This is a genomic window from Pseudomonas sp. MWU12-2020, assembly GCF_023100605.1.
In the GTDB taxonomy this organism is placed as follows: Bacteria; Pseudomonadota; Gammaproteobacteria; order Pseudomonadales; family Pseudomonadaceae; genus Aquipseudomonas; species Aquipseudomonas fluorescens_H.
This window is the reverse complement of the sequence record NZ_JALMEX010000008.1, coordinates 183,713-204,711: the sequence shown is the minus strand read 5'-3', so window position 1 is coordinate 204,711 and position 20,999 is coordinate 183,713. Positions and strand designations below refer to the sequence as shown.

At 60.2% G+C, this 20,999-nt stretch carries 19 protein-coding genes; all 19 read left to right on the top strand.

From position 1 onward, the window contains the following. Positions 1-17: 17 nt before the first annotated feature. Positions 18-755 carry a cephalosporin hydroxylase family protein gene (locus M0814_RS19505; protein ID WP_027614220.1) on the top strand — a complete coding sequence of 246 codons (738 nt, stop codon included), beginning with the start codon at positions 18-20 and terminating at the stop codon, positions 753-755. A gap of 55 nt (positions 756-810) precedes the next feature. Next, a complete protein-coding gene (locus M0814_RS19500; protein ID WP_103483909.1) occupies positions 811-3,726 on the top strand; it encodes a TIGR00180 family glycosyltransferase in 2,916 nt (971 codons plus the stop codon). Between the two features lie 22 nt (positions 3,727-3,748). Next, positions 3,749-4,750, top strand: coding sequence for a UDP-N-acetylglucosamine 4,6-dehydratase (inverting) (gene pseB / locus M0814_RS19495; RefSeq protein ID WP_103483910.1), 1,002 nt, complete (start codon positions 3,749-3,751; stop codon positions 4,748-4,750). After that, positions 4,747-5,904 carry a UDP-4-amino-4,6-dideoxy-N-acetyl-beta-L-altrosamine transaminase gene (gene pseC, locus M0814_RS19490; protein ID WP_103483911.1) on the top strand — a complete coding sequence of 386 codons (1,158 nt, stop codon included), beginning with the start codon at positions 4,747-4,749 and terminating at the stop codon, positions 5,902-5,904. Before pseB ends, pseC begins: the two co-directional genes overlap by 4 nt. A 31-nt stretch (positions 5,905-5,935) precedes the next feature. Then, the gene (locus M0814_RS19485; RefSeq protein WP_103483912.1) at positions 5,936-6,556 is read left to right on the top strand and encodes a pseudaminic acid biosynthesis-associated methylase; all 621 of its coding nucleotides are present in this window, start codon (positions 5,936-5,938) and stop codon (positions 6,554-6,556) included. Continuing rightward, positions 6,553-7,248 carry a pseudaminic acid cytidylyltransferase gene (gene pseF, locus M0814_RS19480; protein WP_103483913.1) on the top strand — a complete coding sequence of 232 codons (696 nt, stop codon included), beginning with the start codon at positions 6,553-6,555 and terminating at the stop codon, positions 7,246-7,248. The genes M0814_RS19485 and pseF overlap by 4 nt, the downstream gene beginning before the upstream one ends. Beyond that, complete coding sequence (pseG, locus tag M0814_RS19475; RefSeq protein ID WP_103483914.1) at positions 7,245-8,750, top strand: UDP-2,4-diacetamido-2,4,6-trideoxy-beta-L-altropyranose hydrolase; 1,506 nt, start codon at positions 7,245-7,247, stop codon at positions 8,748-8,750. Before pseF ends, pseG begins: the two co-directional genes overlap by 4 nt. Continuing rightward, entirely contained in the window at positions 8,743-9,795 is a 1,053-nt protein-coding gene (pseI, locus tag M0814_RS19470; protein WP_103483915.1) for a pseudaminic acid synthase, read from the top strand. The genes pseG and pseI overlap by 8 nt, the downstream gene beginning before the upstream one ends. A 226-nt stretch (positions 9,796-10,021) precedes the next feature. Further along, a complete protein-coding gene (locus tag M0814_RS19465) occupies positions 10,022-10,948 on the top strand; it encodes a ketoacyl-ACP synthase III (RefSeq protein WP_103483916.1) in 927 nt (308 codons plus the stop codon). 86 nt (positions 10,949-11,034) lie between these two features. After that, positions 11,035-12,324 carry a 6-hydroxymethylpterin diphosphokinase MptE-like protein gene (locus M0814_RS19460; protein ID WP_103483917.1) on the top strand — a complete coding sequence of 430 codons (1,290 nt, stop codon included), beginning with the start codon at positions 11,035-11,037 and terminating at the stop codon, positions 12,322-12,324. Next, entirely contained in the window at positions 12,321-12,593 is a 273-nt protein-coding gene (locus M0814_RS19455; protein WP_103483918.1) for a hypothetical protein, read from the top strand. The genes M0814_RS19460 and M0814_RS19455 overlap by 4 nt, the downstream gene beginning before the upstream one ends. A gap of 237 nt (positions 12,594-12,830) precedes the next feature. Further along, entirely contained in the window at positions 12,831-13,691 is an 861-nt protein-coding gene (locus M0814_RS19450; protein WP_103483919.1) for a flagellin domain-containing protein, read from the top strand. A gap of 73 nt (positions 13,692-13,764) precedes the next feature. After that, complete coding sequence (locus M0814_RS19445; RefSeq protein WP_103483932.1) at positions 13,765-14,124, top strand: flagellar protein FlaG; 360 nt, start codon at positions 13,765-13,767, stop codon at positions 14,122-14,124. Between the two features lie 82 nt (positions 14,125-14,206). Beyond that, positions 14,207-15,658 carry a flagellar filament capping protein FliD gene (gene fliD, locus M0814_RS19440; protein WP_103483920.1) on the top strand — a complete coding sequence of 484 codons (1,452 nt, stop codon included), beginning with the start codon at positions 14,207-14,209 and terminating at the stop codon, positions 15,656-15,658. A gap of 129 nt (positions 15,659-15,787) precedes the next feature. Then, positions 15,788-16,183, top strand: coding sequence for a flagellar export chaperone FliS (gene fliS, locus M0814_RS19435; RefSeq protein ID WP_103483921.1), 396 nt, complete (start codon positions 15,788-15,790; stop codon positions 16,181-16,183). Positions 16,184-16,193: 10 nt separating this feature from the next. After that, positions 16,194-16,490 carry a hypothetical protein gene (locus tag M0814_RS19430; protein WP_003222861.1) on the top strand — a complete coding sequence of 99 codons (297 nt, stop codon included), beginning with the start codon at positions 16,194-16,196 and terminating at the stop codon, positions 16,488-16,490. Between the two features lie 172 nt (positions 16,491-16,662). Further along, positions 16,663-18,138: a sigma-54 dependent transcriptional regulator gene (locus tag M0814_RS19425; protein WP_003222863.1), complete on the top strand. Its 1,476-nt coding sequence runs from the start codon at positions 16,663-16,665 to the stop codon at positions 18,136-18,138. A 125-nt stretch (positions 18,139-18,263) separates the two neighbouring features. After that, positions 18,264-19,457: an ATP-binding protein gene (locus tag M0814_RS19420; RefSeq protein ID WP_177434746.1), complete on the top strand. Its 1,194-nt coding sequence runs from the start codon at positions 18,264-18,266 to the stop codon at positions 19,455-19,457. 5 nt (positions 19,458-19,462) lie between these two features. Beyond that, entirely contained in the window at positions 19,463-20,854 is a 1,392-nt protein-coding gene (locus M0814_RS19415) for a sigma-54 dependent transcriptional regulator (protein ID WP_103483923.1), read from the top strand. The last annotated feature ends 145 nt before the right edge of the window (positions 20,855-20,999 follow it).

Below are 20,999 nucleotides of genomic sequence, written 5' to 3'. Positions count from 1 at the left end.
CCATTGAGACTTTGAACATGACCGACAACAGCATCAACCAAGCCTTCGAAGCCGAATGCCGCGAGCAGATCGCCCAGCAGGGTGACGACCAGAAACTGACTGGCCTGGCCCGTGATTTCTTCAACGAATCGGCCAAGCACAAATACAGCTACCACTTCTCGTGGATGGGCCGCCCGATCATCCAGTTGCCGCAGGACATGATGGCGATGCAGGAGATCATCTGGCAGGTCAAGCCGGATCTGGTCATCGAGTGCGGCATCGCCCACGGCGGTTCGATCATCTACTACGCCTCCCTGCTGGAACTGCAAGGTCACGGCGAAGTGCTGGGCATCGACCTCGACATCCGCCCGCACAACCGTGAAGCGATCGAAAGCCACCCGATGGCCAAGCGCATCAAGATGATCGAAGGTTCGAGCATCGACCCGGCCATCGCCGCTCAGGTGCAGGCTGCGGCCAAAGGCAAGAAGGTCATCCTGGTGCTCGACTCCAACCACACCCACGACCACGTACTCGAAGAGCTGCGCCTGTACGCGCCGCTGGTCTCGGTCGACAGCTACTGCGTGGTGATGGACACCGTGGTCGAAGACATGCCCGCCGATTTCTTCCCGGATCGTCCATGGGGCCCGGGTGATAACCCGAAAACCGCGGTGTGGAAGTACCTGGAAGAGAACCAGGATTTCGAGATCGACCAGCAATTGCAGAACAAGCTGCTGATCACCGTGGCGCCGGACGGCTATCTGCGTCGCGTTCGTTAATTCGCAACATCACCAAAGCGTTATCTCGGCGAGTCGCCGGTTGTGGAGAGAAGTTATGCAAGGCAAGTACAGTTCTGAACTGGCGCTACCGCTCAACGAGCTGTTGACCGTGGTGCTGATTACTCACAATCGGCCGGCGTTCCTGCGCCGGGCGGTGAAGTATTACAGCAGCTTGCCCTGCCGGATCATGGTGCTCGACTCCACTCCCGAGCGGCCGGAAGGGGATTTTTCCGCCGTCGATTATCACCATGTGCCGCAGTTCGCTTACTGGGGCATGCAGTCCAAACTGGCTTATGGTGTAGAGCGACTGACCACGCCGTACATGGTGCTGGCGGCTGACGACGATTTTATCCTGCACGATTCGCTGGCCGAGTCCGTCGGTTTCCTGCAGGCGAATCAGGACTACGGCATGTGCCACGGCTACTGCCTGATGTACCTGTCTCTGGCACACGGGGTGAGTTACTACCGCCGCGACAAGAAAGTCCAGGAAGATTATGCGTCGGAGCGAGCTCAGGATCGGGTCATCGATTACATGAGTCAGTACATCCCGCCGTTCTACGCGGTGACCCGTACCGATCTGATGAAGACTTGGCATTCGGCGCTGCCGCCGGGTACCAGTTTCCAATGGCAGGAAATCGGTCACGTGTATTTTCTGCTGGCCAGTGCCAAGGCGCGGATCCTGCCGATGCCTTACGTGGTTCGCGAGATCAACTATGGTGCCTCCGAGCACAGCACGGACGTGTATCACTCGCTTACTTACGTCGACAGTAAGTCGGTTGCCGAACGCGAGGCTTTCACCGACTTCCTGATAACGCTGCCGACCGAGATCAATGGCCTGGACACCGAACAGGCCAAGGCCTTCGTCGAACAGAGTTACGAAGCGATGGCCGAGAGTCTGCGGACCGGCCGGGCTCTGGCTGCCGAGTTGATTTTTGAATCCACCTGGAATCAGCACTCGAAAGTACCGGATCGTCGTTTCGGACCACTGCAATATGTCGAGATGCCGTTCTACAACCAGGCGTTCTTCGACCGTCTGGAACAGTTCGAATTCATGCTGCACGCCATGCCGGCCGGGCGCATGCAGCTGGAAGGGCTAGAAGGTATCTGGGCGCGCCAGACGCACCTGTTGCAGTCACGCAATAACGATAATCCAGAGAGTGTGCTGGACCGTTTGTGGCAGGCGCATGACCTCAATGCCTTCAATCGAAATGTGCTCAAGCGTCTGGCGGGGCAATTGGACCTGTTGGGCGACGCCGAAGCGGCACCGGCGATTCATGAATGGATTGCCCGTCTCGAGTCGCTGAGCGTCGACGATCATCGCGCAGTCTTTGACAATATGACGTCGGGTCGCCTGCTCAACTGGCTGGCCGCGCGAGCGCCTTCCGAACAACAGTTCGAGTCAATCCGTCAGCACTTGGCAACTAACGGTGGTGGTCCGCAGTTCGGGATTTTCCTGCTTGATCTGGATAACGACATCGACAAACTGCAGGTCTCTCTCGACAGCCTGCTCGAGGGGCACTGCAAGGCGTTCAAGATTGTCGTGCTCACCACCGGCGAACCACCAGCGGCAACCACGGCGCAAAACATTCTGCATTTTGTCCGGGTCACTCCAGGCAATTTTGTGGACAGGCTCAACCAGAGCATTCGGCAGTCTCCCTGCGATTGGATGTTGCTGGCGCAGGCGGGGGATGAGTTCACGTCGAGCGGATTGCTGCGTGCCAGCCTGGAGTTGATGTCCGTCGAGGGCGTTCACGCGGTTGCCACCGATGAAGTCCAGCGCAAGGAAGGCGGGGCGCTGATTGACGTGTTCCGCCCCGGCTTCAATCTGGATCTGCTGCAGAGTATTCCTTCGTTGATGGCGCGCCACTGGTTGATTCGCCGAGAGGTACTGCTTGAGGTTGGCGGTTATCAGTCGGATTTCCACAAGGCGCTGGAATTCGACTTGCTGCTACGCATCATTGAGCAAGAAGGGCTCGGTGGCCTGGCCCACCTTGACGAACCGTTGTTGATTACCCAGGCAGCGGTGCTGGAAGAAAACGCCCACGAGCGTCAGGCCTTGTTGCGTCACCTGGGGCATCGTGGCTACAAGGCGCGGATCAGCTCGACAGTGCCGGGGACTTACCAGATTGATTACCGCCATTGCGAACAGCCGAAGGTTTCGATCATCCTGCCTGCGGGCGACGATCTTGCGGAACTGCAACGCTGCCTGAACGGCGTATTGTTGCGAACGCGCTACACCCGTTATGAGGTGCTGATTGCGGCCAATCCGCATTTGTCGGCTGCGATCAATGACTGGCTGGGTTCTCTGCAGAATGCCAGGGTGCGCGTGCTGTACGCCGATCGGCCACTGACTGAGGTGGCACTGTGCAATGCGGCGAGTCAGGAGGCACAGGGCGAGTATCTGGTACTGCTGGCAGCGGACAGCGAAGTGGTCAATCCGAACTGGCTCGAGTCTTTGCTCAACCACGCTCAGCGTCCGGAAGTCGGCATCGTGGGGGCCAAAATGATTGATCGCGACGGCAAGATTTCTCAGGCCGGTTTGATTCTTGGTCTGAACGGTGGCGTCGGATCGGCCTTCATCGGCGAAACACACACCACCGAGGGCTACATGCAACGCCTCGTCGTCGAGCAGAACTACTCGGCCGTGTCGAAGGTGTGCCTGATGGTGCGCAAAGAGTTGTTCGACGCGCTCGGCGGTCTGGACGAAGTGACCTTTGCCGACGGTTTCAGCGACGTCGATTTGTGCCTCAAGGCCGGTCAGGCCGGTTACCTCACGGTGTGGACGCCGCTGGTGCAGGTGCTGCACACCGGCGAGCTGCCGCAGGCTCCCGAAGCATTGGCGGCATTGCGGGAGAAATGGAGCGCGGCCTTCGCCCGGGATCCGGCCTACAACGCCAACCTGGCCCTGACTGGCAAAGGCTTCACCCTGGGCGACAGTGCCCCGATCAATTGGGCGCAGTTGCTCGCCTGAGCCGGCCGACAGGAATCCGAACATGTTCAACGGTAAATCGATCTTCATCTCCGGCGGCACCGGCTCGTTCGGGCGCAAGTTCATCGCCCGTCTGCTTGAGCAATACCAGCCCAAGCGCGTGGTGGTGTTCTCCCGCGATGAGCTCAAGCAGTACGAAATGCAGCAGACGTTCAACGCGCCATGCATGCGTTACTTTCTCGGTGACGTGCGCGATGCCGACCGTCTGCGGCAGGCCATGCGCGGCATCGACTACTTGGTGCACGCGGCGGCGCTCAAGCAGGTGCCGGCGGCGGAGTACAACCCGACCGAATGCATTCGCACCAACGTCAATGGCGCGGAGAACATCATCGCCGCTGCCATCGACAACGGCGTGAAGAAAGTCGTGGCACTGTCCACCGACAAGGCGGCCAGCCCGATCAACCTGTATGGCGCAACCAAGCTGCTCTCGGACAAACTGTTCGTCGCCGCCAACAACATTGCCGGCGAGCAGCAGACCCGTTTTGCCGTAGTGCGCTACGGCAACGTGGCGGGCTCGCGGGGGTCGGTGGTGCCGTTCTTCAGCAAGCTGATTGCCGAAGGCGCGCAGGAGTTGCCGATCACCGACGAGCGCATGACCCGCTTCTGGATCACCCTCGATCACGGCGTGCAATTTGTCCTCGACAGCTTTGCGCGGATGCACGGTGGTGAAGTGTTCGTGCCGAAGATTCCGTCGATTCGCATCGTCGATCTGGCGCGGGGCATGGCCGAGCATCTGCCGCACAAGAACGTCGGTATTCGTCCCGGGGAAAAACTGCATGAACTGATGGTGCCGCTGGACGATGCGCGGATGACCCTGGAATTCGCAGACCATTACACCATCCAGCCGTCGATCCGCTTCACCAGCGTCGATGTCGATTTCTCCGTGGACAAGCTCGGCGAACATGGCCGGCCGGTGAGTGAAGATTTCGAATACCGCTCCGATACCAATCCGCACTACCTCTCGGTCGGGCAGATCGCCGAGCTGCACGCGAAGTTGTCGGCATGATTCCCTACGGTCGGCAGAGCGTTGATCAGGCGGACATCGATGCTGTGGTCGAGGTGCTGCAATCGGACTGGCTGACTCAGGGCCCGACTATCGAGCGCTTCGAGCAGGCGATGGCCGAACGGTGTCAGGCCGACTTCGCGGTGGCGGTGTGCAACGCCACGGCGGCGCTGCACATTGCCTGCCTCGCTGCCGGCCTTGGCCCGGGCGATCGCTTGTGGACCACGCCGAACACTTTTCTGGCTTCGGCCAACTGCGGGCGCTATTGCGGCGCCGATGTGGATTTCGTCGATATCGATCCGCTGACCTGGAACCTCGATGCCTTCGCCCTCGCGGCGAAACTCGATCAGGCCGAGCAGGACGGCACGTTGCCGAAAGTGCTGGTGGCGGTGGCGTTCTCCGGGCAGAGCTGCGACCTGCGCAAGATTGCCGAACTGGCCGAGCGCTACAACTTCACCGTGATCGAAGACGCCTCGCACGCCGTGGGCGCCAGCTACGCCGGGCGCCCGGTGGGTTGCGGGGAATTTGCGGCAATGACCGTGTTCAGTTTCCACCCGGTGAAGATCATCACCAGCGCCGAAGGCGGCATGGTCCTGACCAATCGCCCGCAACTGGCGGAGCGTCTGCAACGCCTGCGCAGCCATGGCATGACCCGCGATCCGCAGCAGATGAACGAACCCAGCCACGGCCCGTGGTATTACCAGCAGATCGAGCTGGGCTTCAATTACCGGATCACTGATTTGCAGGCGGCGCTGGGCCTGTCGCAACTGGCCAAGCTGGACGGCTTCATCGCCCGTCGCCGCGAACTGGCGGCGCGTTACGACCGTTTGTTGGCCTACCTGCCGCTGACCTTGCCCAGCGCGCAGCCGGAGGCCGAATCGGCGTGGCACCTGTACGTGGTGCGCCTGCAGACCGAGCGCATCGGCCTGACCCACCGTCAGGTGTTCGAAGGCTTGCGTGCCGCCGGTATCGGCGTGAACCTGCACTATATTCCGGTGCATTTGCAGCCGTACTATCGCGAACTGGGTTTCGCCGAGGGCGACTTCCCCGAAGCCGAGCGTTATTACGCCGAGGCGATCAGCCTGCCGCTGTTTCCGTTGCTCAGCGATGAGCAACAGGATCATGTGGTCGAGCAACTGCGTCGGTTGACCGAATAGAGACCGCTGCGGCGGTGAATGAGACTGTGCGATGCGTGATCTGAGTGAGCAGGAAAAATTCTGGCAGGGCGACTTTGGCAACCAGTATGTCGATCGCAACGTCGGACAACCGCTGGTGGCGGCCAATCTGGCGCTGTTCGCCAAGGCCCTGAGCCGCGCCGGGCGCATCGACAGTGTGGTTGAGCTGGGCACCAATGCCGGCAACAACCTGCAGGCGTTGCATCAACTGCTGCCGCAAAGTGAGTTGTTCGGCGTCGAGATCAATGAAAGCGCCTGTGCTCAGGCGCAGGCACTGGGCATCGCGCAGATCTGGCACGGCTCGCTGTTCGACTTTCCCCGCGAGCGCAGTTACGACCTGACCCTGAGCAAAGGCGTGCTGATCCATCTGGCGCCGGAGCTGCTGCCGACTGCCTATGCGCAGCTCTATGAGCTGAGCCAGCGCTACATCCTGATCGCCGAGTACTACAACCCGGCGCCTGTGGAAGTGTCCTATCGCGGCAACAGCGGCAAGCTGTTCAAGCGCGATTTCGCTGGGGAAATGCTTGATCGTTATGCCGATCTGCACTTGCTCGATTACGGCTTTGGTTATCACCGTGACCCGCAATTCCCGGTGGACGACATCACCTGGTTTCTGCTGGAAAAACGTCCTTGAACAGCGTCGCAATCATCCCGGCCCGTGGCGGCAGCAAGCGCATCCCGCGCAAGAATCTGCTGCCGTTCGACGGCGTGCCGATGATTGTCCGCTCGATCCGTACGGCGCTCGACAGTGGCCTGTTCGAACAGGTCGTGGTCAGCACCGATGACGCCGACATTGCCGAGCTGGCGCTGGCCCATGGTGCGCAAGTGCCGTTCCTGCGCCCGGCTGAACTGGCGGATGATTTCACCGGCACTGCTGCGGTGATCAAGCATGCGTTGCAGCAACTGCCGGCGTTCGATTACGCCTGCTGCGTGTACGCCACGGCGCCGTTGCTGCAGGCACGCTTTCTATGCGAAGGATTCGAGTTGCTGCAGCAGCATCCGCAGAAGTCGTTTGCGTTCTCCGTGTGCAGTTTTGGTTTCCCCGTGCAGCGGGCGCTGACGCTGGACGGGCAGGGCGCATTGACCGCGTTGTACCCGGAATTTCGCAATACCCGCTCGCAGGATCTGCCTGAAGCTTTTCAGGACGCCGGCCAGTTTTACTGGGGGCGTAGCGAAGCGTGGTTGCGCGGCGAGGTGCTGTATTCAAGCGCCAGCCTGCCGGTGATTCTGCCGCGGCATCTGGTGCAGGACATCGACACGCTGGAAGACTGGAAGCGCGCCGAATACCTCTACGCCGCGCTCAAGGCCGGCGGAGAACTGCAATGAGAGTGCTGATCCGCGCTGACGCTTCGCCGACCATCGGCAGTGGCCACATTGCCCGCTGCCTGACCCTCGCCAGGGTGTTGCGCGGGCAGGGCAGTCATGTCGCGTTTGCCTGTCGGCAATTGCCGGGCCATCGACTGGATGCACTGCAGGCCGAGGGGTTCGATACGTTCGCGCTGCCCGACAGCTATCCCGGTGAAGATCCGCAACAGGCCATCGAGTCGATGCTGCCGTGGCAGGCTGATATCGACGCTCTGGACGCCTTGCTGGCAGGTCACGCCGCATTCGACTGGATCATCGCCGACCACTACGGCCTCGATCATCACTGGCAAACCGCGGCCCGTCAGTGGTCGCCACGAATTGCTGCAGTGGATGACCTCGCCACGCGGCATTACAGCGTTGATCTGTTGCTCAATCAAAACCTGTCCGGCCTGAGCGCCGACTACGCGCCACTGCTGCCCACCGGCTGCCGCACCTTGCTCGGCCCGCGCTACGCCATGCTGCGCGAAGAATTCGTCTGCCCGGCCATCGAGATCAAACCCAAGGCCCGCCGTGTGCTGGTGAATTTCGGTGGTTTCGACGCGGCGATGCAGACCCATCACGCGATGTTGGCCCTGAAGGATTTCACCGAACTGGAAGTGGATTTCGTAGCCGGCGCAGACAATCCGGCATGGACACAAATGCAGGCGCTCGCCGAAACACGCCCGCACTGGCGCCTGCACAGTTTCGTCAGCGATTTCCAGCAACGCATGACCGAAGCCGATCTGTTTATCGGCGCCGGCGGCGGCACCAGTTGGGAACGCGCGGCGCTGGGTCTGCCGACGATCTGCATCGCGGTATCGAACAATCAGCATGCCAACGGCGAAGTCATGGCAGCGGCGGGGGCGCATGTGTTCATGGGCGCCCGCGAGCAGGTCAGCGTCGAACAACTGCGCGATGCCGTCGGTTTTGTCGTCGACAATTTTTATCTGCGCCAGAGCCTGGCCGAGCGTTCGCGGCAACTGGTCGATGGGCGCGGTGCGTTGCGCGTGGCGGCAGCGCTGGCCGGTGCAGTGCTCACGCTGCGCCCGGCGACCCTCGATGATGCGCAACTACTGTTCGACGGGCGCAATGCCGAGGCTGTGCGGCGCTGGTCACTGGACACGGCTGCAATCGAATGGCCGCAGCACCTGAATTGGCTCAATGCGAGTCTGCGCAACCCTCAACGCCTGCTGTTGATTGCCGAGGCCGATGACGGGCCGGTTGGCGTCTTGCGCTATGACCTGCGCGGCTTCGAAGCTGAGGTGTCGCTGTATCTGCTGGACGGGCGTTTCGGTCTCGGCTGGGGCAGGGCGCTGCTGGCGCGAGGTGAGGCGTTCGTCCGCGAGCACTGGCCGCAGTTGAGCGCGATTACCGCGCAGGTCCTGCCGGGCAATCGCCCCTCTTTGAATGTATTTCGTGACGCCGGATTCACCCAGAGTGCCTGCGCGTTCACCCAGGTTTTGAAGGATCACCGCGATGAGTAGTTTCAAGATTGGCGAGCGTCTGATCGGTGCCGATGCGCCGCCGTTCATCATTGCCGAGATGAGCGGCAACCATAACCAGTCGCTGGAGGTGGCCCTGCAGATCGTCGAGGCCGCCGCCAAGGCCGGCGCGCATGCCTTGAAGTTGCAGACGTACACCGCGCAGACCATGACTCTGGATCTGACCGAGGGCGAGTTTTTCATCAAGGATCCGAACAGCCTGTGGGCCGGCACTTCGCTGTACGACCTGTACGAGAAGGCCCATACCCCGTGGGAGTGGCACGCACCGATTTTCGCCCGGGCCAAAGAGCTGGGCATGCTCGCGTTCTCGACGCCGTTCGATGACACGGCGGTGGACTTTCTCGAAAGCCTCGATGTGCCGGCCTACAAGATCGCCAGTTTCGAAAACACCGATCTGCCGTTGATTCGTCGCGTGGCGGCGACCGGCAAACCGCTGATCATCTCCACCGGCATGGCCAGCATCGCCGAACTCGACGAAACCGTGCGTGCCGCCCGCGAGGCGGGGTGCAAGGATCTGGTGCTGCTCAAATGCACCAGCACCTACCCGGCAACGCCGCTCAACAGCAATGTGCGCACGATCCCGCACCTGCGTGAGCTGTTCGGTTGCGAGGTGGGTCTTTCCGATCACTCCATGGGCGTTGGCGTGTCCGTGGCCGCTGTGGCACTCGGGGCGACCGTGGTGGAAAAGCACTTTACCCTCGACCGTTCGGCAGGTGGGGTGGACGCGAGTTTCTCGCTGGAACCTGCGGAGCTGGCCAGTCTGGTGGTCGAAACCGAACGCGCCTGGCAGGCCATGGGCCAGGTGCATTACGGCGTCACCGAGGCCGAGCGCAAGTCGCTGGTTTATCGCCGTTCGCTGTACGTCACCGCCGACATGGCCGCCGGTGAGCCCTTCACCGCCGCCAATCTGCGCGCCATTCGCCCCGGTCTCGGTCTGCCGCCCAAGCACACCGAAGCTGTCCTCGGTCGCTGCGCTCGTCTGGCGATCAAACGCGGCACGCCGCTGGACTGGTCGTTGGTCGAATAACCCGATCTGCAACCGATTCGGCAAAATAGCGTGACCTGCGAGTCATAACGCGCATCTTCACTGTATTGTATTGACCGGGGAGATGGCGCCTGGCCGTGTATCGGTTCCAGTGATAGCCCTTTGCGCTCCCCGTGGCTGCCCTTTGTGGCGGCCGTTTTCTGTTTGTCGGCGCCCCTCGAATCCTTGCGAGCGGTGGTTTTGGGCTGTTTTTTATTGGGAAGCCGTAATGATTGGCATAAAAAGCATTGCGAGCTACGTTCCTGTAGCCGGCGTGGACAATTACGCACAAGGTGCAAAATTCGAGAAGGATGAAGAATTCATCCTCGGCAAAATCGGTTCGGCCTTCCTGCCGCGCAAAGACGCTGAACAGGAAACCTCCGATCTGTGCGTGGAAGCGGCCAATGCGCTGTTTGCCAGCAACCCTGAACTGAAACGTGAATCGATCGACGCACTGATCGTCGTCACTCAGAACGGTGACGAAGAAGGCCTGCCGCACACTGCTGCAATCGTTCAGGACAAACTCGGTCTGCCGACCAATGTCGCGGCGTTCGATATTTCCCTGGGTTGCTCCGGTTACGTCTACGGCATCTACGCGATCAAAGGCTTCATGGAAGCCGCCGGTCTGAAGAACGGCCTGCTGATCACCGCTGACCCGTATTCGAAAATCGTCGACCCGGAAGACCGCAACACCACCATGCTCTTCGGCGATGCCGCCACCGCCACCTGGATGGGCGAAGACCCGGCCTGGGCGTTGGGCAAGGCCAAGTTCGGCACCGACGGTTCCGGCGCACCGCACCTGAAAGTCACCGATGGCGTGTTCTTCATGAACGGGCGTCAGGTGTTCAACTTCGCGCTGCTCAAAGTCCCGGCGCACTTGCACGAATTGCTCGACGACTCCGGCCTCAAGGCTGACGACATCGACGCCTTCTGCATTCACCAGGGCAGTGCGGCGATTGTCGATGCGGTGGCGCGGCGTTTCGAAGGTGAGCCGGAGAAGTTCATCAAGGACATGGTCGAGACCGGTAACACCGTATCGTCGAGCATTCCGTTGCTGCTGGAAAAGCATGTACTCGATTCCGACTGGCAGCGCGTTGCCCTGAGCGGTTTCGGTGTCGGTCTGTCGTGGGGCTCGGCGATCATCTATCGTCCTTGAGTCCGGTCAAAAACGGCGGATACAAAAATAGCGTTCAGGGTTACCCTTGAACGCTATTTTTTTGCCTGAAGGGAGCGCGAGCCGGCATGAGCGAGTTTTTCCAAGCCAACGCCGAGGTTATCCAGCAGCGCTGGCCGGCACTGTTCGCACGATTGGTGGCTGAAGACAGTGCGGTCATCGACGCCGAACTGGTGCAGGGCCTGGGTTCGACACTGAGCGTTAACGGGATTCAACTCACCAGTCGTCACGACCGGGTCCACGAAGCGCGCGTTCAGGCGGCCAGTCTGCCGGAAAAACCTCAGTTGCACGTTTACGGCACCGGTCTTGGAGACTTGCCGGTCGTGTTGCTGGAGCGTGCCGGGCTTGAGCGGTTGTACGTGCACGTGCTTAACGGCGCCCTGTTCGCGCTGGTGCTGCAACTGCTCGATCAGCGCCAATGGCTGGAAGACCCGCGCGTGCAGCTGTTCTATGCCGGTGATCTGTCAGACATCTGCACACCGTTTTTCGCCCTGCCGGCCGAGATGCTGCTGGCTGATGACTTCAACGCGAAGATCCGCGATCGGCTGGTCAGCGAAGTGCACCTGAGCTTCAACAATCGCGAGTTCGATCCAAACTTGCCGTTCATTCAACAGCGCTTGCAGGACTGCCTGCCGGTGTTGCTGGGCGATGACGATGTGGCGCAATTGTTCGGGACCGCCAGTGGCCGGGACATCTATGTGATCGGCACCGGGCCGACCCTGGAGGGGCATTTCCAGCGTCTGGCCGCGGTGCACGCGCAGGCTGAACGTCCATTGTTGATGTGCGTCGATACCGCTTACCGGCCACTGCGCGAGCACGGCATCGTCCCGGATCTGGTGGTCACCATCGATCAGCGCATCAGCTTTCGGCATTTGCCGTTCGAGGACTCCGCTGGCATCCCGCTGGTGTATCTGCCCATGAGCGATCCTGCGGTGCTGACCGCCTGGAAGGGCAAGCGCTACGGCGGTTACTCGGCCAGCCCGGTGTACGCCGCGTTGCGTGAGCAATACCCGCGCGGACAACTGCATGTCGGTGGCAGCGTGATTCATCCGGCGGTGGACCTGGCGGTGAAGATGGGCGCCTCGCGTATTACCCTGTTTGGCGCCGACTTCGCGTTCCCGATGAACAAGACCCATGCCGGTTGGAATGACGGTGATCTGGGCCCCGGTGTTGATCAGGCGCGGCATTGGGTGCAGGACGGCCATGGCCAGCGGGTCAGCACCCAGCTGAATTTTCGCGGCTATCTGTGCGTACTGGAGCGTTATATCGCCGCACATCCGCAGGTACAGTTTTTCAACAGCAGTCGGGCGGGCGCACTGATCGCCGGGACGCAGTTCAATCAGGAGTTTGTGCAATGACGACGATTGAGCAGTGCGTTGGCGAATGCCGTCAGTGCGCCGGGTTGTTTCGCCTGGGACGTGATGTCGAGGCGGCGCTGGATATGGTCGATGTATTCGAGGGCGCGCAGCAGTTGCTGATAGCCAAACCTGCGCCGATTCAACAGGACTGGGCCTTTGTACTCACGCACATGCTCGCTTGTCAGGAACGTCAGGACTGGTTGGGGCTGGCGGACTGGATGGAGTATGAGTTGATCGAACTGTTGCAAAAAGCACGATCGGCACACTGACCGAGCGCACTGGCCCGCGGCTTTACGGGCGGGTCGGTTTTATGGCGTCATTTTTTCGCAGGTGGGAGGGCGCTAAGCCCTTGTTTTCTCGGGGGTGGCAGGGTGATGGCAAATTTTTTTCAAAAAGCCCTCAAGCAACCTGCCAACCCGACGATAACTATTACGAAGGTTCTCTAGGCCACACCAGGCGGTTGCCAGGGCCGGAAGCCGCAGTACCCAACCAACGAGGAATTCGTCATGGCTTTAACAGTAAACACCAACACCACGTCGCTGAACGTTCAGAAAAACCTGAACAACGCTTCCAACGCCCTGTCGACTTCGATGCAGCGCCTGTCTTCCGGCCTGAAAATCAACAGCGCTAAAGACGACGCCGCTGGCCTGCAGATCTCCAACCGTATGGCTTCGCAAATCCGTGGTGGCAACCAGGCTATCCAGAACGCCAACGACGGTATCTCCGTTGCTCAGGCAGCTGAAGGCGGCCTGCAAGCGACCACCGACATCCTGCAACGTATGCGTGAACTGGCTGTTAAAGCACGTAACGGCACCAACGGCACTGCTGACCAGACCGCAACCAACGCTGAATTCGCTCAGATGTCCGACGAGATCACCCGTATCTCGGCTTCGACCAACCTGAACGGCAAAAACCTGCTGGACGGTTCGGCTGGTACTGTAACCCTGCAAGTTGGCGCAAACACTGGTTCGGCTAACCACATCGACCTGGTACTGAGCTCCAAGTTCGACGCCGTCAGCCTGTCCGTAGGTAGCGGTACTGTAGTTCTGACCGGTGCTACCGGTACTGGTGCTGGTTCTGCTTCGCAGAACATCGACAACGCGATCACTGCAATCGACGCCGCTATCGCTGCCATCGGTGCACAGCGCGCCAGCCTGGGTGCTTCGCAAAACCGTCTGACCAGCACCATCTCCAACCTGCAGAACATCGTGGAAAACACCACTGCTGCACAGGGTCGTGTACAAGATACCGACTTCGCCGCAGAAACTGCTAACCTGACCAAGCAGCAAACTCTGCAGCAGGCTTCGACCTCTGTTCTGGCTCAAGCCAACCAACTGCCATCCGCTGTACTGAAGCTGCTTCAGTAATTTCGGATTGAGTTCGGGCGGGGGAGTGCGCTGGTCGCGCTCTCTCGCCTTTTTACGTTAGAGGGTGATGAGCATGGACATGAGCGTAAAGCTTAACGTGTCTTATCCGGCTCCCAAGCCAGCAGCACCGGTTGCTGACAAACCGTCAGAGGCGCCAGTCGTTGCCAAGGTGGATGCTCCGGTCGCTGATAAAAAGAGTCAGGATTCGGATGATGCCAAGTTGAAACTGGCGGTGCAGGAGATCGAAAAGTTTGTACAGTCGATCAAGCGCAATCTGGAGTTCTCTATCGACGAACACTCCGGAAAGGTCATCGTCAAGGTGATCGCAAGCGAGACGGGTGAAGTCGTTCGACAGATTCCCTCCGCAGAAGCCCTGAAGCTGGCAGACAGCCTCGCCAACGCGAGTCACGTGTTGTTCGACGCCAAAGTCTGATAGCTGGCATGAATAATGTTTGTACGTTCTCAGGACGCTGTTAACGGTCAAAAGAATGGCAACAATTTGAAGGGAGATGCACATGGCAAGTCCAATTCTACCGGGTTCCGGACTGGGTTCCGGCCTGGACATCGGCGCGATCGTGACCGCGCTGGTCAACGCCGACAAGTCTGCCAAGCAGACGCAGATCGATACTCAGACAAAAACCAACTCGCTGAAGATTTCCGGTGTCGGCTCGCTGAAAAGTGCGCTGGCGGCATTCCAGAAGTCGATGACTGATCTGGGCAAGGCGACCAGTCCTGCGTTTGCCGGTTATACCGCGACTTCGGATACGCCGACGGTACTCGGTGCAACGTCCGACAGTACTGCAGTACCTGGCAGCTATAGCGTTATCGTGAACAAACTGGCAACCGGCTCGAAAGTAGCCAGTGCTGCTTTTGCTGGCGGCGCCACCAGTGCCATTCCGAGTGGTACTCTGAAAATCAGTCAGAATGGCATTGATTACAATGTTGCGATTCCGGCCAATGCCACCTTGCAGAGCACTCGGGATGCGATCAACACCGCGCAGGCGAGCAATGGTATCTCCGCCAACATCGTGACCGACGCCAGCGGCGCTTCGCGTTTGGTGATCAACTCGAGCAAGACCGGCGCAGGCATGGACTTGCAGGTGAGTGGCATCGCGGGTCTCGAGATCGACGGTACTCAGAAAATGGGGACCAGTCCTGCGGCAGGTGCCTCGGGCGCCGTTGGCGACTTGGCTCAGGACGCATCGCTCACCATCGACGGTCTGACCGTTACCAGCAAGAGCAACACGGTAACAGGTGCAATCAGCGGAATGACGTTGAGCCTCGCTGCCGTAAGCCCTAAAGACGCCAGTGGGACTCCGACGCCCGCAACCGTGACCGTCGCAACCAACACCGCAGGCATCCAGACGTCGCTGCAGACGTTCATGGATTCCTACAACACGCTCAAGCGAACCATCGATACCCTGTCCAATGCGACCGCGGACGCTGATGGCAACCTGACTGTTTCTGCTGCGTTTACCGGTGACTCGCTGCCGCGTTCGCTGATGGCGGATATCCGTTCGCAGCTGACCCAGAGCTCGGCAGGTACCGGACAGTTGGCCGTCCTGGCGCAGATGGGTGTGCTGACCGACAAGGAAACCGGTGAGTTGACCCTCGATACCAAGGTGTTCAACGATCGTATGAGTATTCCGGGCATGTCTGGTCAGGTTCAGCAGATGTTCTCCGGCACCAATGCCACCAATGGTCTGTTGGCGCGCATGAGCAGTGCGGTTGATCCGTACATCAAGTCGGGTACCGGGCTGCTCGATCAGCGCAGCACCAGTTTGACCAACGCTGCGGCGAATCTGAAAAAGCAGCAGACAGCGTTGGACTTGCACGTGACGAGCCTGACGGCGACGCTGACCGCCAAATACAACGCCATGGACCTGTTGGTCGGGCAAATGAAGGCGACGGCAAGTAACATCACGTCGTTCTTCAGCTCGCTGAACGCTCAGCAATCCGCGAAGTAACCCGTAAGAACGACAAAAACCCGGCTACGCTTCATCGGCGTGCGCCGGGTTTTTGTCTTTTGATCTAAAGTTCTGTGATTCGTTGGCGATACACTGGTTATACGAGTCATTGTGGCAATGAGGTAGAACATGAACCCAATGTTAGCCCTTCGGCAATATCAAAAAGTCGGTGCACACGCCCAGACATCCGAAGCGAGCCCGCACCGCTTGGTGCAAATGTTGATGGAAGGTGGTCTGGAGCGCATCGCTCAGGCCAAGGGTGCCATCGAGCGCAAAGACATCCCTGCCAAGGGTACGGCTATCAGCAAGGCCATCGGTATCATTGGCGGTTTGTGCGAGGGTCTGGATCTGGAAAACAGCGCCGATTCGGTCGCTGATCTCAATCAGCTCTACATCTACATGATGAAGCGGCTGGCGCAGGCCAATATTGACAGCGACCCGCGAATTCTTGATGAGGTCGCCGGCCTGCTGCGCACCGTAAAGGAAGGCTGGGACGGCATCGCTCCGCCAGGCCCCCAGTTTTAAGGAGAGCACCATGAGTCTTGTATTGCAGCGAATCGCAGATACCCGTGAAGCGTTGGTCAGCGCGCTGGCCGAACGTAACTGGGAGGCCATTGGCGAGCTGGATCTGGCCTGCCGTTCCTGCATGGAAGACGTCATGGCCGAGGCCTCGCTGGATGAGGAGGCCTTGCGCAATAACCTTGAGGAGCTGCTCCACGTCTACAAGGAGCTTCTGGAGGCGGCGATGGGTGAGCGGCAGGCGATAGCCAACGAGATGTCGCAGATCACCCAAGCGCAGAAGGCGGCAAAGGTTTACCATCTGTTTGGTTAATTAACCTCCAGTTAATCCAGACATGTGCGCCATAAATTTGACTGTGCACGGTTTTTTGACTTAACTAGTGGCTGTTTTCAGATTTCAGGCGTCTACAGGCACAAGGTGTCCTGCAAGCGTCTCGCTTGCCCCATTTTTCGGGCATTGAGTTGACTAGGGAAGTTGCTATTGCATGTGGCGTGAAACCAAAATTCTGCTGATCGATGACGATAGCGTCCGCCGCCGCGACCTGGCGGTGATTTTAAATTTTCTTGGCGAAGAAAATTTACCCTGCGGCAGCCATGACTGGCAGCAGGCCGTCGGCTCTTTGTCATCGAGTCGTGAAGTCATCTGTGTACTGATCGGGACGGTAAATGCTCCGGGTGCACTTTTGGGCTTGTTAAAGACACTCTCGACATGGGATGAGTTCCTTCCGGTTTTGCTGATGGGCGATAATTCTTCCGTCGACCTGCCGGAAGACCAGCGCCGCCGGGTGCTTTCGACCCTGGAAATGCCGCCCAGCTACAGCAAACTGCTCGACTCCCTGCACCGTGCCCAGGTCTATCGCGAGATGTACGACCAGGCCCGCGAGCGCGGCCGTCATCGCGAACCCAATCTGTTCCGCAGCCTCGTCGGCACCAGTCGGGCGATCCAGCACGTCCGGCAGATGATGCAGCAAGTGGCCGATACCGATGCCAGCGTGCTGATCCTCGGCGAGTCCGGCACCGGCAAGGAAGTGGTTGCGCGCAATCTGCATTACCACTCCAAGCGTCGCGACGCGCCATTCGTGCCGGTCAACTGCGGGGCGATCCCGGCAGAGCTGCTGGAAAGTGAACTGTTCGGCCACGAGAAGGGCGCCTTCACCGGTGCGATCACCAGCCGTGCCGGCCGTTTCGAACTGGCCAATGGCGGTACGCTGTTCCTCGACGAAATCGGCGACATGCCGCTGCCGATGCAGGTCAAGCTGCTGCGCGTCCTGCAGGAGCGCACCTTCGAGCGCGTGGGCAGCAACAAGACCCAGAGTGTCGACGTGCGCATCATTGCCGCGACCCACAAGAATCTCGAAAGCATGATCGAGATCGGCACCTTCCGCGAAGACCTCTACTATCGCCTGAACGTGTTCCCGATCGAGATGGCGCCGCTGCGTGAGCGCGTCGAAGACATTCCGCTGCTGATGAACGAACTGATCTCGCGCATGGAACACGAAAAGCGCGGCTCGATCCGTTTCAACTCGGCAGCGATCATGTCGCTGTGCCGTCACGGCTGGCCGGGCAACGTCCGTGAGCTGGCCAACCTGGTCGAGCGCATGGCGATCATGCATCCGTACGGGGTGATCGGCGTGGTCGAGTTGCCGAAGAAATTCCGCTACGTCGACGACGAAGACGAGCAGATGGTCGACAGCCTGCGCAGCGATCTCGAAGAGCGCGTGGCCATCAACGGTCACACCCCGGACTTCACCGCCAACGCGATGCTGCCGCCGGAAGGTCTGGACCTCAAGGACTATCTCGGTGGTCTGGAGCAGGGCCTGATCCAGCAGGCGCTGGACGACGCCAATGGCATCGTGGCGCGTGCCGCCGAACGCCTGCGCATTCGCCGTACCACGCTGGTGGAGAAGATGCGCAAGTACGGCATGAGCCGGCGCGAAGGTGATGAACAGGCGGATGATTGACGCCTGTTTTTCAACGCCTTCATTTATAAGCAGTTTTTTTTAGGCACGGGTATTGCTACATCCCTCGCAACGTTCCGTTTAACTGACGGTCAGCCAAGCGAGAGAACACAATGCCCCACGCCCAGATGTCTTCTGCCTCCAATGCCGAGGGGCAACCGTCGTCCTTAGAGCAGACGAGCCGCCTGGGTCTTGAGCAGGCGTTCGCGCTGTTCAATCAGATGTCCAGCCAGTTGACCGATTCCTACAGCATGCTTGAAGCCCGGGTCACCGAGCTCAAGGGTGAACTGGCCGTGGTCAGCGCCCAGCGCATGCAGGAGCTGGCAGAGAAAGAACGCCTGGCCAACCGTCTGCAAAACCTCCTTGATCTATTGCCCGGTGGCGTCATCGTAATTGACGGCCACGGCATGGTTCGCGAAGCCAATCCGGCGGCGATCGACTTGCTCGGGCTGCCACTGGAAGGCGAATTGTGGCGTCACGTCATCGCCCGCTGCTTTGCCCCGCGTGAAGACGACGGTCATGAAATCTCTCTGAAAAACGGTCGACGCCTGTCGATTGCCACGCGTTCGCTGGATGCCGAGCCGGGGCAGTTGGTGTTGCTCAACGACCTGACAGAAACCCGTCATCTGCAGGATCAACTGGCGCGCCATGAGCGTCTGTCGTCGCTGGGGCGGATGGTCGCCTCGCTGGCTCATCAGATCCGCACGCCGCTGTCCGCCGCTTTGCTCTATGCCAGTCATTTGACTGAGCAGGAGCTTCCGGTCGCCACTCAACAGCGCTTTGCCGGCCGCCTCAAAGAGCGCCTGCATGAGCTGGAACATCAGGTGCGCGACATGCTGGTGTTCGCCCGTGGCGAGCTTCCGCTGACCGACCGGATCACCCCGAATGCCTTGATGCAGTCGCTGCAAGCGGCGGCGCTGACCCATGTGCAGGATTTGCCGATTCGTTGGCAGTGCGACAGCCATGCCGGCGAATTGCTGTGCAACCGCGACACGCTGGTCGGGGCGATTCTCAATCTGATCGAAAACGCGATTCAGGCCAGCGATGGCTACGTGCGCCTGAAAGTGCACTGCTACAGCCGCGACAACAGCCTGCGCCTGTGTGTCAGCGACAGTGGCAGCGGCATTGATCCGGCGGTGTTGGAGCGTCTCGGTGAGCCATTTTTCACCACCAAAGTGACCGGTACCGGGCTTGGCCTGACCGTGGTCAAGGCTGTGGCGCGGGCACATCAGGGAGAATTGCAGCTGCGCTCGCGAGTCGGGCGCGGCACGTGCGCGCAGGTGATCCTGCCGCTGTTTTCCGCTGTACACGGAGCTGAGTAAACGTCATGGGCATCAAGGTTTTGCTGGTCGAGGATGACCGCTCGTTGCGCGAAGCGCTGGCCGATACGCTGCTGCTGGCGGGGCACGACTACCAGGCGGTCGGCAGTGCCGAAGAGGCGTTGCAGGCGGTCGAGCGCGAGGCGTTCAGTCTGGTGGTCAGCGACGTCAACATGCCTGGCATGGACGGCCATCAACTGCTCGGTTTGCTGCGTGCGCGGCAGCCGCAATTGCCGGTGTTGCTGATGACTGCGCATGGCGCGGTCGAACGCGCCGTGGATGCGATGCGTCAGGGCGCGGCGGATTATCTGGTCAAGCCATTTGAACCCAAGGCCCTGCTGGACCTGGTGTCGCGGCATGCCCTGGGTAGTGTCAGCGTTGCTGACGGTGAAGGTCCGGTGGCGGTCGAGCCGGCCAGTGCGCAGTTGCTCGAACTGGCCGCGCGGGTGGCGCGCAGTGATTCCACGGTGCTGATCTCCGGCGAATCCGGTACAGGCAAAGAAGTGCTGGCGCGCTACATCCACCAGCAATCCCATCGCGCCAGCCAGCCGTTTATTGCGATCAACTGCGCGGCGATTCCCGACAACATGCTTGAAGCGACGCTGTTCGGTCACGAGAAGGGCTCGTTCACCGGCGCCATCGCGGCGCAGGCCGGCAAGTTCGAGCAGGCCGATGGCGGCACCATTCTGCTTGACGAGATTTCCGAAATGCCCTTGGGCCTGCAAGCCAAGTTGCTGCGGGTGTTGCAGGAGCGCGAAGTCGAGCGCGTCGGTGCGCGCAAACCGATCACCCTGGATATTCGCGTGGTCGCCACCACCAACCGTGATCTGGCCGGCGAAGTGGCGGCGGGGCGTTTCCGTGAAGACCTTTTTTACCGTCTGTCGGTTTTTCCCCTGGCGTGGCGTCCACTTCGCGAGCGCACTGCCGATATCTTGCCGCTGGCGGAGCGGTTGCTGAACAAGCACGTCAATAAAATGAAGCATGCGGCGGCGAAACTTTCGCCAGAGGCCCAGGCTTGCCTGACCCACTACCCGTGGCCGGGCAACGTGCGTGAGCTGGATAACGCGATTCAACGGGCGCTGATTCTGCAGCAGGGCGGTTTGATCCAGCCGCAGGATTTCTGCCTGACCGGCGCGGTGACGTTTAGCGCAGCGCCGACCGTCGCGCCGGTGCAACCGTTGGTGCGCGAGATTGAAGTCGAGGCCGAGTCCGCCGGTGCGCTGGGCGATGACCTGCGTCGCCGGGAGTTCCAGATGATCATCGACACCCTGCGCACCGAGCGTGGTCGGCGCAAGGAAGCCGCGGAAAAACTCGGTATCAGCCCGCGTACCCTGCGCTACAAACTGGCGCAAATGCGGGATGCCGGGATGGACGTCGAAGGCTACCTGTTCGCCACCTGAAACTCGCCGCGAACAATGTGGGAGCGAGCCTGCTCGCGAAGAGGGCGTGTCATTCGAAGCTTATTTGCCTGACACAGCGCCTTCGCGAGCAGGCTCGCTCCCACAGTTGTTTTTCAGTGTTTGTAGTTGAGCCACAGCCTCTAGC